Genomic DNA, 16,597 nt, shown 5'->3' on the forward strand with positions numbered 1-16,597 from the left:
AATTTGACCTGTCCTTTTTTAAATTTATGAAAGAACTTAAATACCTAAATAAGTACCTTAAAAAATACTGGGTTAAAATATTTGCAGGGATACTTATTACGATTATTGCGAGGATTTTTTCTTTGGTAATGCCATCTTACGTAAACAAATCGATAAAAGCGGTCGAAAATTATATCGGTGATTCGATTTCTAAATCTGAGGCAAAAGACGTTTTACTTGAATATATACTCATAATTGTAGGGGCTGCATTGCTATCTGCGCTTTTTACTTTTTTAATGCGCCAGATGATCATTAACGTCTCGCGGTATATTGAATATGACTTAAAAAACGAAGTTTTTGACCATTACCAATTCTTAAATCTTAATTTTTACAAGCGCAACCGCATTGGAGATTTAATGAACAGAATTAGCGAAGATGTAGGTCAAGTAAGAATGTATGCGGGTCCAGCTATCATGTATGGCATTCAAACGTTGACCCTATTTGTTTGTCTAATACCGCTAATGTTTATAAAGGCACCTACAATAGCATTTTATACCCTAATACCGCTGCCCATACTATCAGTTTTAATTTATCAGATTAGCAAGGTCATTCATAAAAGAAGTACAAAAGTACAAGAGTACCTATCTACCCTTTCCACTTTTACCCAAGAATCATTTTCAGGAGTATCCGTTATAAAGGCTTATGGGTTAGAACCTCAGATAAATGCTGAATTAAGAGGCTTAGCCAAAGAAGGAAAAGATACAAGTATGGATTTGGCCAGAGTGAACGCCTGGTTTTTTCCATTAATGATTCTTTTAATAGGTATCAGCAATATTTTTGTCATATACATTGGCGGTAAGCAATATATCAATGGTGAAATTGAATCTATTGGAATTATTGCAGAATTCATTCTCTATGTAAACATGCTCACATGGCCTGTTGCGGTAGTAGGTTGGTTAACCTCAATCGTGCAGCGTGCAGAGGCTTCTCAAAAAAGAATAAATGAGTTTTTAACCGAACAGCCAACTATTAAAAATGAAGCTCTTGAGCCTACTCCGATAAAAGGAAAAATCGAATTTAGAAATGTTACATTTACTTACGAAGACACCGAAATTACGGCCTTAAAAAATATTTCTTTTACTATTGAACCTGGTGAAAGCGTTGCTTTTTTGGGCAAAACAGGTTCAGGGAAATCTACAATCTTAGACTTAGTTTCAAGGCTTTATGATGTTTCTTCGGGTGAAATTCTTATCGACGATGTCCCGATTAAAAGACTAAATCTTAATAGTGTGCGTAGCGCTATAGGTGCCGTGCCCCAAGATGCCTTTTTATTTTCAGACACTATAGAGAATAACATCAGATTCGGAAAAGAGGACGCCTCTATAGATGAAATTATTGAGGTCGCAAAAAAGGCAGTAGTCCATGAAAATATTATTGGTTTCTCAAAGCAATACAACACCATACTCGGCGAGCGCGGCATAACTTTAAGCGGTGGCCAAAAACAAAGGGTATCTATTGCTCGGGCACTACTTAAAGACCCTGAGATTTACTTATTTGATGACTGCCTTTCTGCTGTAGACACAGAGACCGAAGAAGAAATTTTGGCAAATCTAAAAAACGCCTCAACCGATAAGACCACACTTATTGTAAGCCATAGGGTGTCTTCTGCAAAAAACACAGATAAAATTATTGTTTTAGAGGATGGTAGTATCCTTCAAGAGGGAACCCATGAACAACTTAATAATTCTGAAGGATATTATAAAGAACTTTTCTTGGATCAATTGTCAGATAAAGATTAATCTAAAAAGTTGCTGAATTAGCTTTTTTTTTACATTTTTGATACTATTAAGTAACAGAACACTTAAAGAACACTATACCAGATGGGCGATAAAGATTTAATGGACCAGGAAGAAATTTACTCCAAAGTTCTAAGAGCAGGAAGAAGGACTTATTTTTTTGATGTTAGAAGCACAAAGGCAGGAGACTACTATCTAACTATTACAGAAAGTAAAAAGTTTACACATGATGATGGCTCATTCCATTATAAAAAGCACAAAATTTACCTGTACAAAGAAGACTTTACAGCATTTAAAGAAATTATGGAAGAGATGATGGATTACATCATTGATGAAAAAGGACAAGAGGTCATCTCTGAGCGCCATCAAAAAGATTTCAAAAAAGAGGATGAAGAAAACGGTTCGGCGAAAGATGATTCTACTTCCGGTAATTTTACAGATGTAAGTTTCGATGATATATAAAACACCAGAAAAAATAAATTAATAAAACGACCTGTTTCCGCAGGTCGTTTTTTATTTTTAGATAATTAAAAAATCAACCATGAAGGAATTCTTTACGCTCTTATTTTTAACAACCACTTTAGCCCTATTTGCTCAAGACAAGGTATCGTTAGATTATTATTTACCCCAAGATGTTTCTTATGATTCGAAAATTCCGAAGCCCGCCGAAATTATTGGTCACGAGGTTGGTGAATGGCATGTTACCCATGACAAACTGGTTTTCTATATGCAAGCTTTGGCCAAGGCCAGTGATAGAATGACCATCGAAACCAGAGGTAAAACTTTTGAGGGAAGGCCTATTTTATTGCTCACTGTTACTTCAGCAAAAAATCATAATAACCTAGAGCAGCTACGTATAGACCATATCGCCTTGAGCGAAAGCGGCTCTAACAATTTAAATACTTCTGAAATGCCCATAGTGGTATATCAAGGGTTTTCCATTCATGGCAATGAACCTAGCGGATCCAATGCTTCATTGGCATATGCTTATTATTTAGCTGCAGCCCAAGGGCCAGAAATAGAGGCAATGTTAGACAACATGGTAATTCTTTTAGACCCAAGTTTTAATCCTGATGGTCTGCAACGTTTTGCATATTGGGCTAATACCAATAGAAGTCAAAATCTTAATCCTGATGGCAATGAAAGAGAATATCATGAGGTTTGGCCGGGCGGTCGCACAAACCACTATTGGTTCGATATGAATAGAGACTGGCTACCTGTACAATTGCCCGAAAGTCGTGCGAGAATAAAGACTTTTCACAAATGGCTGCCAAACATCTTAACGGACCATCATGAGATGGGTACAAATTCCACTTTCTTTTTTCAACCAGGTGAGCCAACAAGGGTAAATCCGCTTACACCAAAAATAAATCAAGAATTAACAGCGGAAATAGGAACTTATCATGCCAAAGCATTGGATAAAATAGGTTCGCTGTATTATTCTGAAGAAAACTATGATGACTATTACTACGGAAAAGGTTCAACTTTTCCTGATGTAAACGGAAGTATTGGAATCCTTTTTGAACAAGGTAGTTCTCGCGGTCACATTCAAGAAAGTGAAAACGGAATATTGACTTTCCCTTTTACAATCCGTAACCAATTCACTACGGCCTTATCTACCATCGATGCGGCAAAGAATATGCGTTCTAAAATTTTGGATTACCAACGCAAGTTTTATAGCGATATTAAGAACGAAGCAGCTCGTAATAGAACAAAAGGATACGTTTTTGGCGATGGTAAAGATGCCTCAAGAGCTTGGCATTTAGCAGAAATTCTAAACCGCCATAAAATTAAATTTCATGAACTGGCTTCCGATGCTACCATTGCGGGAAAATCATATAAAAAAGGATCGAGTTATGTAGTGCCGCTAAATCAGAAAAATCCAAGACTTATCAATGCCATGTTCGAAAAAAGAACAACGTTTACAGACAGTCTTTTCTATGACGTCTCTGCCTGGACATTACCTTTGTCGTTTAATTTAGATTACGCAGAATTAACCTCGCTAGCAAATGCCGGTAATCAGGTTACAGATTTTAAACCCCTTACGGGTTCAATTAGCCGACAAAGCAATTATGCTTATTTGTTCGAATGGCATGAGTATTATACCCCGCGCGCTTTAAATGCAATTCTAGAAAAAGGCTTAAGGGCAAAAACCGCGAAGTCACCTTTTAGTCTTGAGGGCAAAAATTATGATTATGGCACCATTATGATTCCTGTGCAAAATCAAAAACTAAACGCTCAAGAACTTCATAGTTTTTTAGGTAAAATTGCAGAAGAAAATCAGCTGCAAATTACAGGTGTTGCTACAGGGCTCACAAAGGGAATTGATTTAGGAAGTAACGATTTCGACCCCGTTAGAAAACAGAAAGTGGCCATTCTAGTAGGCGATGGCGTGCGTTCTTATGATGCGGGTGAAATTTGGCATTTATTCGATACGCGTTATGATATGAAAATCACCAAAATAGATACTGAATATTTTAATAGTGTCGATTTGGATAAATACACCGATTTGATTCTCCCTAGCGGATGGGGCAGTAATATCTTAGATAAAAAAGGGGCTGATAAGGTTAAAGAATGGGTAAAAGATGGAGGAACGGTAATTGGTTACCGTAATGTGGCAAACTGGTACAAGAAAAATGGGTTAATGAAAATGGAACTAAAGAAAGACTCTTTGGTTGCAAAAAATATTTCTTTTGACCAAAAAGGAGATTTCTTGGGAGCACAAGTTACTGGGGGCGCAATTTTTGAAGCAACGCAAGATCGCTCACACCCCATAAATTATGGCTATAAGAATACTAAAATATCCTTATTCAGAAATACCAACATTTACATAAAACCTGATAAAAATAGCTATAACAACCCGATTCAATACACCAATAACCCATTACAGAGCGGTTATATTTCTGAAGAGAATGCCGAATTAATTAAAAGCAGTGTTCCCTTTAAAGTAACTCGAATGGGTAGAGGACGTGTAATTCTATTTACGGATAATACTAACTTTAGAGCATTTTGGTATGGCACCAATAAGTTGCTTATGAACGCTATTTTCTTTGGACCGATGATGTAAGCGCGAATTTTACGAAAAGAATGTTACAAAAAGCATGCAATACAATAATTAGGCATGCTTTTTTTATGGAAAAGACATTCGCCAGGAGTGCCAGAAATAATAAATAACATATCGGATAAGCTATCATTGAAAATGCAAATCGAAAGGTGCTCATAAATTCTGGTTCTGGAACCTTAGGTTTAATAAAAGTGCGCCAAACGAATACTAGCGGAAGATTCAGTAAAACAAATATCCATTTCATGATTTTATTCAAAACTTGGTGTTTTGCTTCTGTTTTTAAAAACCCTTTTGCATCTAAGTTCTTAATCGAATTATTGGCTAATTCAGGGTTTAAAAAATCTATACCTTCATTCTTTAATGCGGTTAAAATATAGTCATACCCAGTTTCACTATCAATATGAGTGGTTAACTGCTTTAATTGTTTGGTTACAGTCAATTTAATTTGCGAAACCGTTTTGTTAGTGTGCTCTTCTAATAAATCTTGAACAGCTATTGGCTTACCAAAACACAGGGCCGTACTATCGGGAAAACTAGCCGCCGATTTATAGTTTTGGCCGATTGGAACTAATTGTAAATCCAAATCAGGATTCTGCTCAAAGGCTTTAAATATTATTCGGGTAAAACCCTTGCTCAAAGGTCTGACCCGACGTTTTAAATTGTGGTTTGCTTCAGGAAAAATGAGCAATGTTTGTCTATCTGCCAATAAATCTCCGCAACGATTGAAGATAGCCTCATTTTTTGCTAAAGTATCCTTCCCATCCCGCATCCGGTAAATAGGCAACATCTGTAAAAAATAAAACAGAGGACTAAAAAGCTTATTCTTAAAAACATCTGAACGTGTTAAATACCAAGGTTTAAGATTACTTTTTGTAGCAATTAGCAATACATCTAACAAAGCGTTCTGGTGATTGGAAAGAAGGAGTGTCGGTTTATTAGATGGCATATCATCCAAACCAGTAATCCTTATTTTCTTAAAATAAAAAAAGAGACCTAATGAGATCCAATATTTAAAAAAATAATATCCGATTTGCCTCAAACCAATTCTTCTTTTTTAATTGGTTTATAACCCCACACACTTGCCAACACCAAACCTGATACTAAATGCCATATACCCCAAAAAGCAGTCAATAAGGCCATTCCACCTAATCCATCAAAAAAAGTGAAGATCAACAACAATCCCAATCCAGAATTTTGAATACCTGTTTCAATAGTAATACTCTTTACATTCTCTTTAGAAAAACCCATAGCTCTAGCGAGTGAAAACCCAGTTAAGAAAGCAAGTAGGTTGTGAAGTATTACAATCCAAAAAACATAGAACACATATTCTAAAAAAATACCCCTGTTTTTATAGAGCGCCAAAAATATCAATGTTACAAAAAACAGCAGCGATACTATCTTAAAAACCTTGGCCAATTTAATGGCTAACAGAGGTTTTAAATAGTTGACCAACATACCTAAAACTAATGGAAGACCTAGCAGTAATGCTACCAGTTTTATCATTTCTATTGGATAAATAGCAACTTCTTTCAAGAGAATTTCGGTAGGTTCATAAAGTGAACCCCAAAATTGAAGGTTGAGCGGCGTCATCACTATGGCTAACAAGGTTGCAATAGCGGTCAAGGTAACAGAAAGGGCAGTATTACCTTTAGCAAGATGCGTAATAAAATTAGAAATATTGCCTCCCGGGCAAGCAGCGACCATAAACATCCCCAATGCAATACTAGGCAGTGGTCGCAATAGCCAAACCAATAAAAAGGTCACAAAAGGCAGCACTACAAACTGACTGAATACGCCTGTAATTACGACTTTCGGTTTTTTAAATAGTTCTTTAAAATCCTTTACTGAGATTTCTAAGGCAATTCCGAACATCACCAGGGCTAAAGCCATATTCAAGGTCCAAAGCGTGCTAGGGTCAAATTTTATATGAACGTTATCTATGATTTGCTCCAAATAATAGTCATTTTTGGTCGGTTCGGCATATTAAAATAGAATGCAATAACATCTAAGATAAGATATTCGCTAATAAGGTCTGTAACCGCATTCCTATTAAGGAACTAACTCAAGGTGAAATTTAATCACCTGCAGTTTAATCGATAAGAATTAACTTTGCATTAAAAATAAATAACTGAGAAAATAATGGCGAGAACACCGAGCAATATGCTGGCCCTAGGGACTAAAGCTCCTGATTTTGAGCTTTTTGACACTGTTAGCGACACTGTTTTAGGTTTACAACAATTAAAAGGGGAAAAAGGTACCGTAGTAATGTTTATCTGTAACCATTGCCCTTTTGTCATACATGTGAATCCAGAGATAGTACGGTTAGGAAATGCTTACCAAAAAAAAGGAATCAGTTTTATTGCGATTTCAAGCAATGATGTGGAAAATTATCCTCAAGACGCACCGGATTTAATGACTAAGGTAGCAGATCAGGAAGGGTACCCATTTCCTTACTTATATGATTCAAGTCAAGAGACTGCCAAGGCTTATGATGCTGCTTGCACTCCAGACTTCTATTTGTTCGATTCTGATTTAAATCTAGCATATCGCGGTCAACTGGACGATTCTAGACCAGGTAACGGAATACTCTTAACCGGCAACGACCTGCGTAATGCACTGGATAGTCTTTTAAATAATAAAACAATTGATGAAAATCAAAAACCAAGTATAGGCTGCAATATAAAATGGAAGTAACCATTGATGCTGTTACAAAGGAAAATATTAATGATTATATAGCCGTTGGTATACAATCATACAAAGAACACTACCTCCACCTATGGCAGAATAACGATCCAACTCCATTTATTGACGCATACCTTAAAGAAGTACCTATTTTAAATGCACTGAAAGACCCTAAACAGCTATTTTATTTGATAAAAGCAGGCACTAGCAATGTGGGTATTTTAAATCTTACTTTTGACGTAGAGCAAGAAAAGAACATCCCTAAACGGAATCTTTTACTTAATAAAATCTACTTGCTCAAATCATATTCGGGGATGGGTATAGGTAGCAAAACATTGGAATTTGTTTATGATTTAGGTAAGAAATACCAAAAGAAAGTTCTTTGGTTATATGCCATGAAGAAAGGTAAGCCTTTAAACTTTTTATAAAAATCATGGCTTTGATGTACTCAAAGAAGCTTTTATTCATTTACCCCATGTTCTCGACGAAGAAAAAGAAATGTGGCTAATGGTTAAAAAACTTTAACTACCAAACATTTCTTTCTATGAGATTTTTGATATGTGCAAAATGATGGCTTCCGTGCCAGGCATAGCGGCCTACATTTTCGGCTAGCGTGGTTTCTTGGTTGCCTTCAGGATGCGTGAATTTTCTCTGCAAGTCTTCGACCGAAAGGCCTTTTAACAAATACACCAGCTTAGCATGTACAGCACTCAAATGATTTAAAGACATTTGAATAGGTGCAGTTCTTGCATCGAACAAGTTTGACCATTCTTTTTCAAAGTAGGGTTTTATTATTGGGTTGTCTTCAGTCAGTGCCCATTTGAAACGGATATAGCTATGATGATGACTATCTGAAATATGATGAACTACCTGTCTAACAGTCCAACCGTCTGGTCTATAAGGAGTCTCTAATTGTTCTTCCGAAAGGCCCTTTACCAATGCCTCCAATTTAGCGGGCAAGTGTTCCAGAATTGCAATCCAATCATTTAAATGTTCGGTAGTTATCGGCTTTGGTATCTCGTATTTACCAATGGGGTATTTTAAGTGCTCCAAGGTATCTTTTTCCATATTTTAAACTACAATTTCTAGTTAGACTTTCACTTTATTTAATAGAAAACTTACAAAGAATTAAAATAAAATTCCTCATTACCAACAAATTAATTGTATTTTTGCACCTCAATTAATTTTTTTTAATATTTATTATGAGTAAAGGAACAGTAAAATTCTTCAATGATTCTAAAGGTTATGGTTTTATCACTGAAGACGGTTCAAACACAGATCACTTTGTACACATTTCAGGCTTAATCGATGAGATTCGTGAAGGTGATGTTGTAGAATTCGAACTACAACAAGGTAAAAAAGGATTGAACGCCGTAAATGTACAAGTTATAGATTAAGGTAAACAGCACACTTTTTTATAGTATAAACCCCCGCCAAACGGCCGGGGTTTTTTATTTTCATTTTGTTTAACTTTTTACGCAACCAATGCAAAATATTGCCTCTTATTGTTAAACAATATAAGTTCCCCAGACTTTAAATGAAGATAACCATGATTACCTTTTTTGGAATACTTTCTATACTGCTTGCCATTAATATTTTTATGTTATTTGCGAGTATTAGTAAATCTAAAAAATAAGTAGGGTTTTTCTGCGTTAAGTTGTTATACGTGAAAGCGTCATTTTTTGTAAAAAATAACCGATACCCTTATGAACACATTCTTTACGATTCTACTTTTTTTACTGATCATCAATATTTTTTTATTATTGGTCAGTCTTAATAGTGCAAAATAAAAAAGCCTCCTGAAATAGGAAGCTTTTCTTTTTTAAAGTCTTTTACGCTCTACTATTTGACATCCATCAATTCAACATCAAATATTAAAGTTGCATCTGGTGGTATCACTCCCCCCGCACCGGCACTACCATAACCTAAATGCGACGGAATTACAAAGCGGGCCTTATCACCTACTTTCAATAATGAAATTCCTTCATCCCAACCAGATATTACCTGCCCTACGCCAAGTTGAAAATCTATTGGTTGATTTCTTTTAAAAGAAGAATCAAAAACCTGCCCGTTTGGCAAACTACCTTCATAATGAACCGACACGGTCTTCCCTTTTTCTGCTTTGGCACCAGAACCAGTTTGAATCATTTTATAACGCAATCCAGATTCTGTTTTATCAAAACCTGCAGCCAGCTTCTCCATGGCAGCTTCGGCTTTAGCTTTTTCTTCTGCAATTCTCTTTGCGCGAGAGCCTTCAAAAGTGCGGAAAGCTTCAATTGCGTTCCAATTTTCTGCCTCAACTCCAGATCTTACGATTTCTAAACTATCTATCGTATCTCCTTGAGCTATAGTATCTACAATTTCTTGTCCGTGTTCAACATGACCAAAAACCGTATGCTTATTATCTAACCAAGGTGTTGGCACATGAGTGATAAAAAATTGACTTCCATTTGTACCTGGGCCAGCATTTGCCATAGATAAAACTCCTGGCTCAGAGTGATTCAGTTCAGGATGAAACTCATCATCGAATTGATATCCTGGGCTTCCAGTTCCGGTTCCTTGCGGGCACCCTCCTTGTATCATGAAATCTGGAATTACCCTATGAAATTTTAGACCGTCGTAATAAGGTTTACCCTGTGGCTTGGCCTTATTTTCCATATTTCCCTCGGCAAGGGCAACAAAGTTACCTACTGTTCCTGGGGTTTTATCGTGGGTTAATTTTACTAAAATCTCGCCTTTTGTAGTATTAAATTTTGCGTAAATACCGTCTTGCATCGTACTCATTTTTATTGAGCGGCAAAGGTAGGGGTTTTTAGACTTTATAAAAATTTCTTGGACAAAAGCTTTTCTACAGAAATTTTGAAAAATCGGAATACCTGAGAGGTGTTTAGAAATCTACCATAAAAGTATGGTGATATTCCTCTCAGAAAAAAGATAAGACTCAATAAAATCTAGCCAAAATCACCCTTTCACCTTCTTTTGCTGTTGAAAACCGTACTTGTCGACCAAATACACCAAGCTGGCCATAGTTGCAGCACCCAGTTCTAATTCTCTTTTGTTAACATGTTCAAAAGTATCATTCTCAGCATGATGATGGTCAAAATAACGTTGTGAATCGGGTCTTAATCCTGCAAGTACTAATCCTTCATCTTTTAAAGGTCCTATATCGGCACCGCTACCCCCTTTAACGAACATATGAATCAAATAGGGCTCGAAAAGACTCTTCCAACCCAAAACCTGTTTAAAATCTTCATCGGAACAATCAAAAGAAAAGCCACGAGGCGTAAATCCGCCAGCATCACTCTCAAGGGCGAATACATGATTTTCTTTTTTGTTTTTGGCCACTTCAGCATATTTATTTCCACCTCGTAGACCATTTTCTTCGTTCATAAAAAGAACCGCACGTATGGTTCTTTTGGGTTTATACCCACTTGCTTTGATTAAACGAAGTACATCCATACTCTGCACCACACCCGCACCATCATCATGAGAACCGTCACCTAAATCCCAAGAATCTAAATGGCCACCAACGACCATAACCTCGTTAGGATATACTGAACCCCGTATTTCACCTATAACATTGTACGATTCTACATCGGCATATTGCCTACAATTCTGTTTAAAATAAAATTTCACATCAGGATTCAACTTTAACGTCGTACTAAGTAATTCTGCACCCTTGGTGCTAATTGCGGCTGCGGGTATTCTATTTGCAATTGATGTTTCGCCATAACCCATAGAACCGGTATGTGGATAATCGTCTAAGCGCAAATTCATAGACCTTACAATTACCCCGGCAGCGCCATATTTTCCTGCAGCTTCAGCGCCTGAGTAACGCTGATCTACACAACCTGAATACGCCTCAAAAGTGCTTATTTTCGTGGGATCCATGGGGCGATTAAAGAAGACTATTTTCCCTTTTATTTTTTCTGCCCCTAGGGTTTCTAAATCTTCAATACCCTGAACTTCAATTACATTTCCCTTTAATCCACCATCTGGTGTTGCAACAGAACCACCAAGTGCACAAATGGGCACATTGGTAGTTAAACCTGGCTTAGTTTCTATATAGGCAAATTCAGGAGTTCCCCTGGTCCACTTTGGCACCATAACCGGTTGTAGCCAAACCCTATCCAGCCCAAGAGAATCCATCTGCCTTTTTGTATATTCTACAGCCTGTTGTGCCTCTACAGAGCCCGACAAACGTCCACCTATTTGATTCGATAGGTAATTTAACCATTCATAAGCCTTGCCATCGGTTAAAGCCTTATCATATATAGCTTTTAGCTGTTTTTCATCATCAGACTGCCCAATTGTCGAGCCCGAAATACACAATATAATAAGTAATACTAGAATTCTCATTTGTTTTCTTTTTCCAATTCTTCTTTGAAGTTCTCCAAGTTAGCCTTTATTTTTTCGTCTAACTCGGGCTCCTCAATATCTTTGTATTTTTTTAACGCTTCCAAAAGGATAGAAGCTACGGTCAAACGCGCTGCTTTTTTATTATCTGCAGGAATAATGTACCAAGGGGCATGCGATTTCGAGGTTTTATTTATAGCCTCTTCATAACACTCTTGATATAAGTGCCAAAGCTTGCGCTCTTTTAAATCACCAGGGGAAAATTTCCAATTTTTTTCTTTTAGCTCCAATCTTCTTAGCAAACGCTGTCGCTGTTCTTCTTTTGAAAGATGTAGAAAGAACTTAAAAATCAATGTGCCATTTTCAGCAATATGCTTTTCAAAATCATTGATTTGGCGGTATCTATTATCCCAAAAAATCTCATCAATATCTGATACATTATTGATACCAGGAATGTTTTCACCTAAAATATATTCTGGATGAACCTTTGTAACCAAAACATTCTCATAGTGCGTACGGTTAAATACACTGAATTTGCCCCTTGCCGGTAACGCAATATAATGTCGCCACAAATAATCATGCTTTAGCTCAAGTTCTGTAGGCACTTTAAAACTATGGACTACTACGCCCCTAACATTGAAATCTTTAAATACTTCGCGTATTAGACTATCTTTCCCAGAAGTATCCATGCCCTGTAAACAGACCAAAACACCATATTTACTGTGAGCATAAAGAGTGTCTTGAAATTTACCCAGTGCTTCTCTTACATCTTCTAGTTCTTTCTTCAGTTCTTTATCAGAGCGCCCAAAATCTTGTAAAGTATCAATTTCTGAAAGCTTCACTTGCCCTTTTACGCGAAAGCTTTTTTCTTTTAATTCATTCATAAGAGGTAAGATACATAAATTTCAAAATTCAGTTCTCGTAAAAACACTACTGTTTAACGATATTTTTGTTTTAAGCATGCAGAACGCAGAGAATTCGGGCTTTCTACCGATAGATTTTTTTAATCTTTTAGTGCTACCATATCTTTAGAATCCCAAATTTATTATAATGAAAACCTACCGAAGCCATATACTTCTTATTACCGCCCTACTCGGTATATTTGGCCTATTACCAATAACCTCTTTCACTAGCTACAACGCTTGTGAGTTTGCCAACAATAACTCTATCTATATTAAAGACCAAACTTTACTTGCTTATGAAGCTGATGAGTTTAAAATGGTAAAATACCACGCTTACAAAGCTTTAACAGGAATCGAAAGAGCCAAAAACAGCTTTAAAGACTGTGGTTGTGACACTGCCATCCAAAGTATAGATCGTACAAAACTGAATCTAAAAAATGCAACAAAGTCACCTTCTATTTATGACGCCAAGACTTTTGTTGAGATAGCGCTTAAAAACACAGCGCTTAGTATTGACGCCTTAACGAAGTATAAAAAAAACAACAAAAGCACTTATGGTGAGGGATTTTTAACCATGAATACCAAACAGTCTAACGTGATTGTCAACGATATTATGGAGTTGGAAGGACGAACACTTTCTGATAAAATAGAAAACGGAGTAGCTAAATTTCAAAAGTCTTTAGAGCATATGATTGCTGCAAATGACTGTGCTACTGCTTTAAATTATGTGCAAGAAACCCATGAAACCTCTTCACAAAAATCAATAGATGAAAATGTTTCACCGGGTAAAAGACATTTTCATAAACGAATTAAAGAAGTAACGGCAAACGCACTTACCAAACTAAAAGATTGTAAATAACTATTTGCTCGCAAAAAGCTTTACATCATCTTCGGTTACTTCTTTTCCTCCTAATATTATTAAACGTTCTATTACGTTACGTAGCTCTCGTACATTACCGGTCCAATCGTAGGTCTTCAGCAATTCGACAGCTTTTTTAGAAAAGTCTTTTGGTGCCGTGCCCTGTTCCGTGGCAATCTTTTTTGCAAAGTGCGAAATTAGCATTGGTATATCATCTCTTCGGTCATTTAAAGAGGGAACCTTTATTAAAATAACCGCCAAACGATGATAAAGGTCCTCCCTAAAATTACCTTCTTCAATTTCCTTTTTTAGGTCTTTATTTGTAGCAGCTACTACCCGCACATCTACCTTAATATCCTTATCGGTACCTACACGAGAAATTTTACTTTCTTGTAAAGCTCTCAAAACTTTAGCTTGGGCAGAAAGGCTCATGTCTCCTATTTCATCTAAAAATATAGTGCCCTTATTCGCTGCCTCAAACTTTCCAGCTCTATCTTTCACAGCCGAAGTAAACGCCCCTTTAACGTGCCCGAAAAGCTCACTTTCAATAAGTTCTGAAGGAATTGCAGCACAATTAACTTCGATAAAAGGGGCAGAAGAACGTTGGCTTTTTTCATGGATCCAATGGGCTACCAATTCTTTACCTGTACCGTTAGAACCGGTTATAAGAACACGTGCATCGGTAGGGGCAACTTTTTCGATCATATCTTTAATAGCACCGATTTCTTTGCTCTCACCGATCATCTCATAATTTTTGCTGACCTTTTTCTTGAGAATCTTATTTTCAACAACCAATTCTTTTCTGTCGAGCGCATTACGCACTGTGGTCAATAAACGATTCAGATCCGGTGGTTTTGAGATATAGTCAAAAGCTCCTAAACGCATCGTGTTTACTGCGGTGTCTAAATCGCCGTGACCGGATATCATAATAAAGGGAATTTCAGGCTTTAGCTTTCTAGCGGCCTCAAGAACTTCGACCCCATCCATTTTTGGCATTTTAATATCGCAAAGTACTAGGTCAAAATCTTCCTTTTTAATGGTTTCGATACCCTTAAGTCCGTCTTCTGCCTCTTGCACATTGTACGAATCACTTTCTTCACTTAATATTTTCACCAAAACTCTTCTAATCGCCGCCTCGTCCTCTATTACCAGTATTTTTGACATTCTTTTTTATTTAAAAAATTCCAATTTTAAAACCTCCCCTAAAGTACATATTTCCCTGATTGTTCAAGAGAAAAACTTCGTTACGCCAATCGTCTCGCAAGACCCCGTTCTGTGTCAAGGTATAGCCAAATAGGCCGTAGAGCGAAATGTACTTAGTTATATGATATTGATATCCAAAAGCCCCTACTAATGCGGATAGCGAAATATTGCTACCTAGTTCAGCGTCTGGCAGCACAATATCATTTTGAATATTTATATAGTAGCCATCCAATAATAATGCCGTTTGTAAGGTATGTTTTTTTGAAGGGTGATATTTAAAGTTCATTCTAGGAATACCAAGGGTATATGACCAATTTGGATGAAACCTTTTATAGTAACTTACCAGAGGCAAAGGAAAAGGCAGCCCTGCATTACTATTGTACGCCAGTCCTAAAGCTAAACGAAAAGGTTTTTCAATGTCCTTAACATCCTTTAGTAAAGTAGCCGTTAAATTCAACCGCATATCCTCGGCCAAAATTTCTCCAGTAAAATTTGAAGCCAAACGGGGTGTTACAATACCTATTAAACGCCAGTTATCATTCCATTTTGTAATATAACCAAGATTTAAGTCTATTACATATAGGCGGTTAAGTTCTCTGGTCTCAAAAGGAAATTGCACCGAAGTTTCAAAGTCAAAACGGTTGTATTCCGCACCGGTCACCAAATACTTATCATTCTTCAATTTAATAGGAACATTTACCAGAAATCGATATCTCGTTGTTTCGATTCCGCTATTGTTTTCGGGAACGTGGGTTGTTTCTATCCGCAATAGATCGGTGCTCTGGGCATGACAAAAAATACCAGCAAAAAACAGTAAAATTAGAACTCCAATACTAGTAACGCCGGTATTATACATTATCCTTATTAAGCTGTTGTTGAATAATGTGAACGTCACGCTGCGGGAATGGAATACTAATATTATTGGCCCTAAACTTTGTATCTATACGATAACGTATTTCACTTTTTATTCTTGGGTCACTAAAACTATCATTAATAAAAAAATTTACCGAAAAAAGTAATGCAGAATCTCCAAAATCATCAAACAGCACAAACGGTTTCGGATTTTTTAAAGCCCCTTTTTGTTCACCTACGGCTTCTAACAACAAGTTGGTCACCAATTCAACATCACTTCCGTAGGCAACACCGACACTAACCTTTTCACGAGTACTTTTATGGTTCTGCGTATAGTTATAAATAATATCACTTATAAAGTGATGATTAGGTATGATAATAACCTTGTCGTCTCTCGTAATGGCCCTTGTTGTTCGTAACTTGATCTCAAATACCTTTCCGACTTTACCATTTACCTCCACAATATCACCAACTCTAAGCGATTTATCTATTATTATGAATATACCACCGATAATATCTTGAAACAACTCTTGTAAGGCAAGACCCAGACCCACAAATAGTGCAGCGGAAGCGGTCAGAATAACCGTTACATTAATACCCGCAGCACTCATTGTTAATAAAATAACAACGACATAAACTACATATTTAATAAACTTGAAAATGCTGATAAATTTCAACTTATCGTCACTTTCCATTTTACGGGTAAATAATTTGCGGAGCCATTTTAAGACAAAACCTGTCATTATCATGGTCACCGTTAGCAGAAGTAAAAGCCCAACGGTAATATGAATTGAATTTTCACCTTCACCGTAGTGAAAACCCAAACCCAAAAACTCTTCAATAGAGCCCCAGATATCTTCTTTGATGATTTCTTCTATACCATTTTCTTCATCTTGAAGCATGT

16 protein-coding genes are annotated in these 16,597 nt (G+C 36.7%); 7 read left to right on the plus strand and 9 right to left on the minus strand.

What is annotated here, in order from left to right:
• Positions 1–26: 26 nt before the first annotated feature.
• The 3 genes from ACZ1GR_RS05000 to ACZ1GR_RS05010 all read left to right on the plus strand — a co-directional run bounded on the left by ACZ1GR_RS05000 (position 27) and on the right by ACZ1GR_RS05010 (position 4,842).
• Complete coding sequence (locus ACZ1GR_RS05000) at positions 27–1,778, plus strand: ABC transporter ATP-binding protein (RefSeq protein ID WP_472611122.1); 1,752 nt, start codon at positions 27–29, stop codon at positions 1,776–1,778.
• 81 nt (positions 1,779–1,859) lie between these two features.
• Complete coding sequence (locus tag ACZ1GR_RS05005; RefSeq protein WP_377765366.1) at positions 1,860–2,237, plus strand: PUR family DNA/RNA-binding protein; 378 nt, start codon at positions 1,860–1,862, stop codon at positions 2,235–2,237.
• Between the two features lie 79 nt (positions 2,238–2,316).
• Positions 2,317–4,842: a M14 family zinc carboxypeptidase gene (locus ACZ1GR_RS05010; RefSeq protein ID WP_472611123.1), complete on the plus strand. Its 2,526-nt coding sequence runs from the start codon at positions 2,317–2,319 to the stop codon at positions 4,840–4,842.
• On the opposite strand, the gene ACZ1GR_RS05015 is transcribed toward ACZ1GR_RS05010, so the two are convergent.
• Both ACZ1GR_RS05015 and ACZ1GR_RS05020 read right to left on the minus strand, forming a co-directional pair.
• Entirely contained in the window at positions 4,817–5,878 is a 1,062-nt protein-coding gene (locus ACZ1GR_RS05015) for a 1-acyl-sn-glycerol-3-phosphate acyltransferase (RefSeq protein ID WP_472611124.1), read from the minus strand. The two genes, ACZ1GR_RS05010 and ACZ1GR_RS05015, sit on opposite strands and share 26 nt — an antisense overlap.
• Positions 5,875–6,792: a bile acid:sodium symporter family protein gene (locus ACZ1GR_RS05020; protein WP_472611125.1), complete on the minus strand. Its 918-nt coding sequence runs from the start codon at positions 6,790–6,792 to the stop codon at positions 5,875–5,877. The genes ACZ1GR_RS05015 and ACZ1GR_RS05020 overlap by 4 nt, the downstream gene beginning before the upstream one ends.
• 186 nt (positions 6,793–6,978) lie before the next feature.
• On the opposite strand from ACZ1GR_RS05020, the gene ACZ1GR_RS05025 reads away from it, so the two are divergent.
• Both ACZ1GR_RS05025 and ACZ1GR_RS05030 read left to right on the plus strand, forming a co-directional pair.
• The gene (locus ACZ1GR_RS05025; RefSeq protein ID WP_472611126.1) at positions 6,979–7,533 is read left to right on the plus strand and encodes a thioredoxin family protein; all 555 of its coding nucleotides are present in this window, start codon (positions 6,979–6,981) and stop codon (positions 7,531–7,533) included.
• Positions 7,524–7,949 (plus strand): GNAT family N-acetyltransferase, encoded by a 426-nt coding sequence (locus tag ACZ1GR_RS05030; protein WP_472611127.1) that lies wholly within the window; start codon positions 7,524–7,526, stop codon positions 7,947–7,949. The genes ACZ1GR_RS05025 and ACZ1GR_RS05030 overlap by 10 nt, the downstream gene beginning before the upstream one ends.
• A gap of 97 nt (positions 7,950–8,046) precedes the next feature.
• On the opposite strand, the gene ACZ1GR_RS05035 is transcribed toward ACZ1GR_RS05030, so the two are convergent.
• Positions 8,047–8,589, minus strand: a complete 543-nt coding sequence (locus tag ACZ1GR_RS05035; RefSeq protein WP_472611128.1) for a YfiT family bacillithiol transferase — start codon at positions 8,587–8,589, stop codon at positions 8,047–8,049.
• A gap of 134 nt (positions 8,590–8,723) precedes the next feature.
• Between ACZ1GR_RS05035 and ACZ1GR_RS05040 the strand changes: the two genes are divergently transcribed.
• Positions 8,724–8,918 (plus strand): cold-shock protein, encoded by a 195-nt coding sequence (locus tag ACZ1GR_RS05040; RefSeq protein ID WP_275648494.1) that lies wholly within the window; start codon positions 8,724–8,726, stop codon positions 8,916–8,918.
• Positions 8,919–9,363: 445 nt separating this feature from the next.
• On the opposite strand, the gene ACZ1GR_RS05045 is transcribed toward ACZ1GR_RS05040, so the two are convergent.
• From ACZ1GR_RS05045 to ACZ1GR_RS05055, 3 genes are all read right to left on the minus strand, one after another.
• A complete protein-coding gene (locus ACZ1GR_RS05045; protein ID WP_472611795.1) occupies positions 9,364–10,296 on the minus strand; it encodes a peptidylprolyl isomerase in 933 nt (310 codons plus the stop codon).
• Between the two features lie 186 nt (positions 10,297–10,482).
• Positions 10,483–11,880, minus strand: coding sequence for a M20/M25/M40 family metallo-hydrolase (locus ACZ1GR_RS05050; protein ID WP_472611129.1), 1,398 nt, complete (start codon positions 11,878–11,880; stop codon positions 10,483–10,485).
• Complete coding sequence (locus ACZ1GR_RS05055) at positions 11,877–12,761, minus strand: PPK2 family polyphosphate kinase (protein WP_472611130.1); 885 nt, start codon at positions 12,759–12,761, stop codon at positions 11,877–11,879. The genes ACZ1GR_RS05050 and ACZ1GR_RS05055 overlap by 4 nt, the downstream gene beginning before the upstream one ends.
• Before the next feature lie 166 nt (positions 12,762–12,927).
• On the opposite strand from ACZ1GR_RS05055, the gene ACZ1GR_RS05060 reads away from it, so the two are divergent.
• Complete coding sequence (locus tag ACZ1GR_RS05060; protein WP_472611131.1) at positions 12,928–13,638, plus strand: hypothetical protein; 711 nt, start codon at positions 12,928–12,930, stop codon at positions 13,636–13,638.
• Here the strand turns inward: ACZ1GR_RS05060 and ACZ1GR_RS05065 are convergent, their stop codons facing one another.
• From ACZ1GR_RS05065 to ACZ1GR_RS05075, 3 genes are read right to left on the minus strand one after another with little or no spacing between them, the layout of a single operon-like run.
• Positions 13,639–14,802 (minus strand): sigma-54-dependent transcriptional regulator, encoded by a 1,164-nt coding sequence (locus ACZ1GR_RS05065; RefSeq protein ID WP_472611132.1) that lies wholly within the window; start codon positions 14,800–14,802, stop codon positions 13,639–13,641.
• A 10-nt stretch (positions 14,803–14,812) separates the two neighbouring features.
• Positions 14,813–15,697, minus strand: coding sequence for a DUF6268 family outer membrane beta-barrel protein (locus tag ACZ1GR_RS05070; protein ID WP_472611133.1), 885 nt, complete (start codon positions 15,695–15,697; stop codon positions 14,813–14,815).
• Complete coding sequence (locus tag ACZ1GR_RS05075; protein ID WP_377765385.1) at positions 15,690–16,595, minus strand: mechanosensitive ion channel family protein; 906 nt, start codon at positions 16,593–16,595, stop codon at positions 15,690–15,692. The genes ACZ1GR_RS05070 and ACZ1GR_RS05075 overlap by 8 nt, the downstream gene beginning before the upstream one ends.
• Positions 16,596–16,597 lie beyond the last annotated feature (2 nt).

It is taken from the genome of Croceitalea sp. W27 (genome assembly GCF_055693185.1).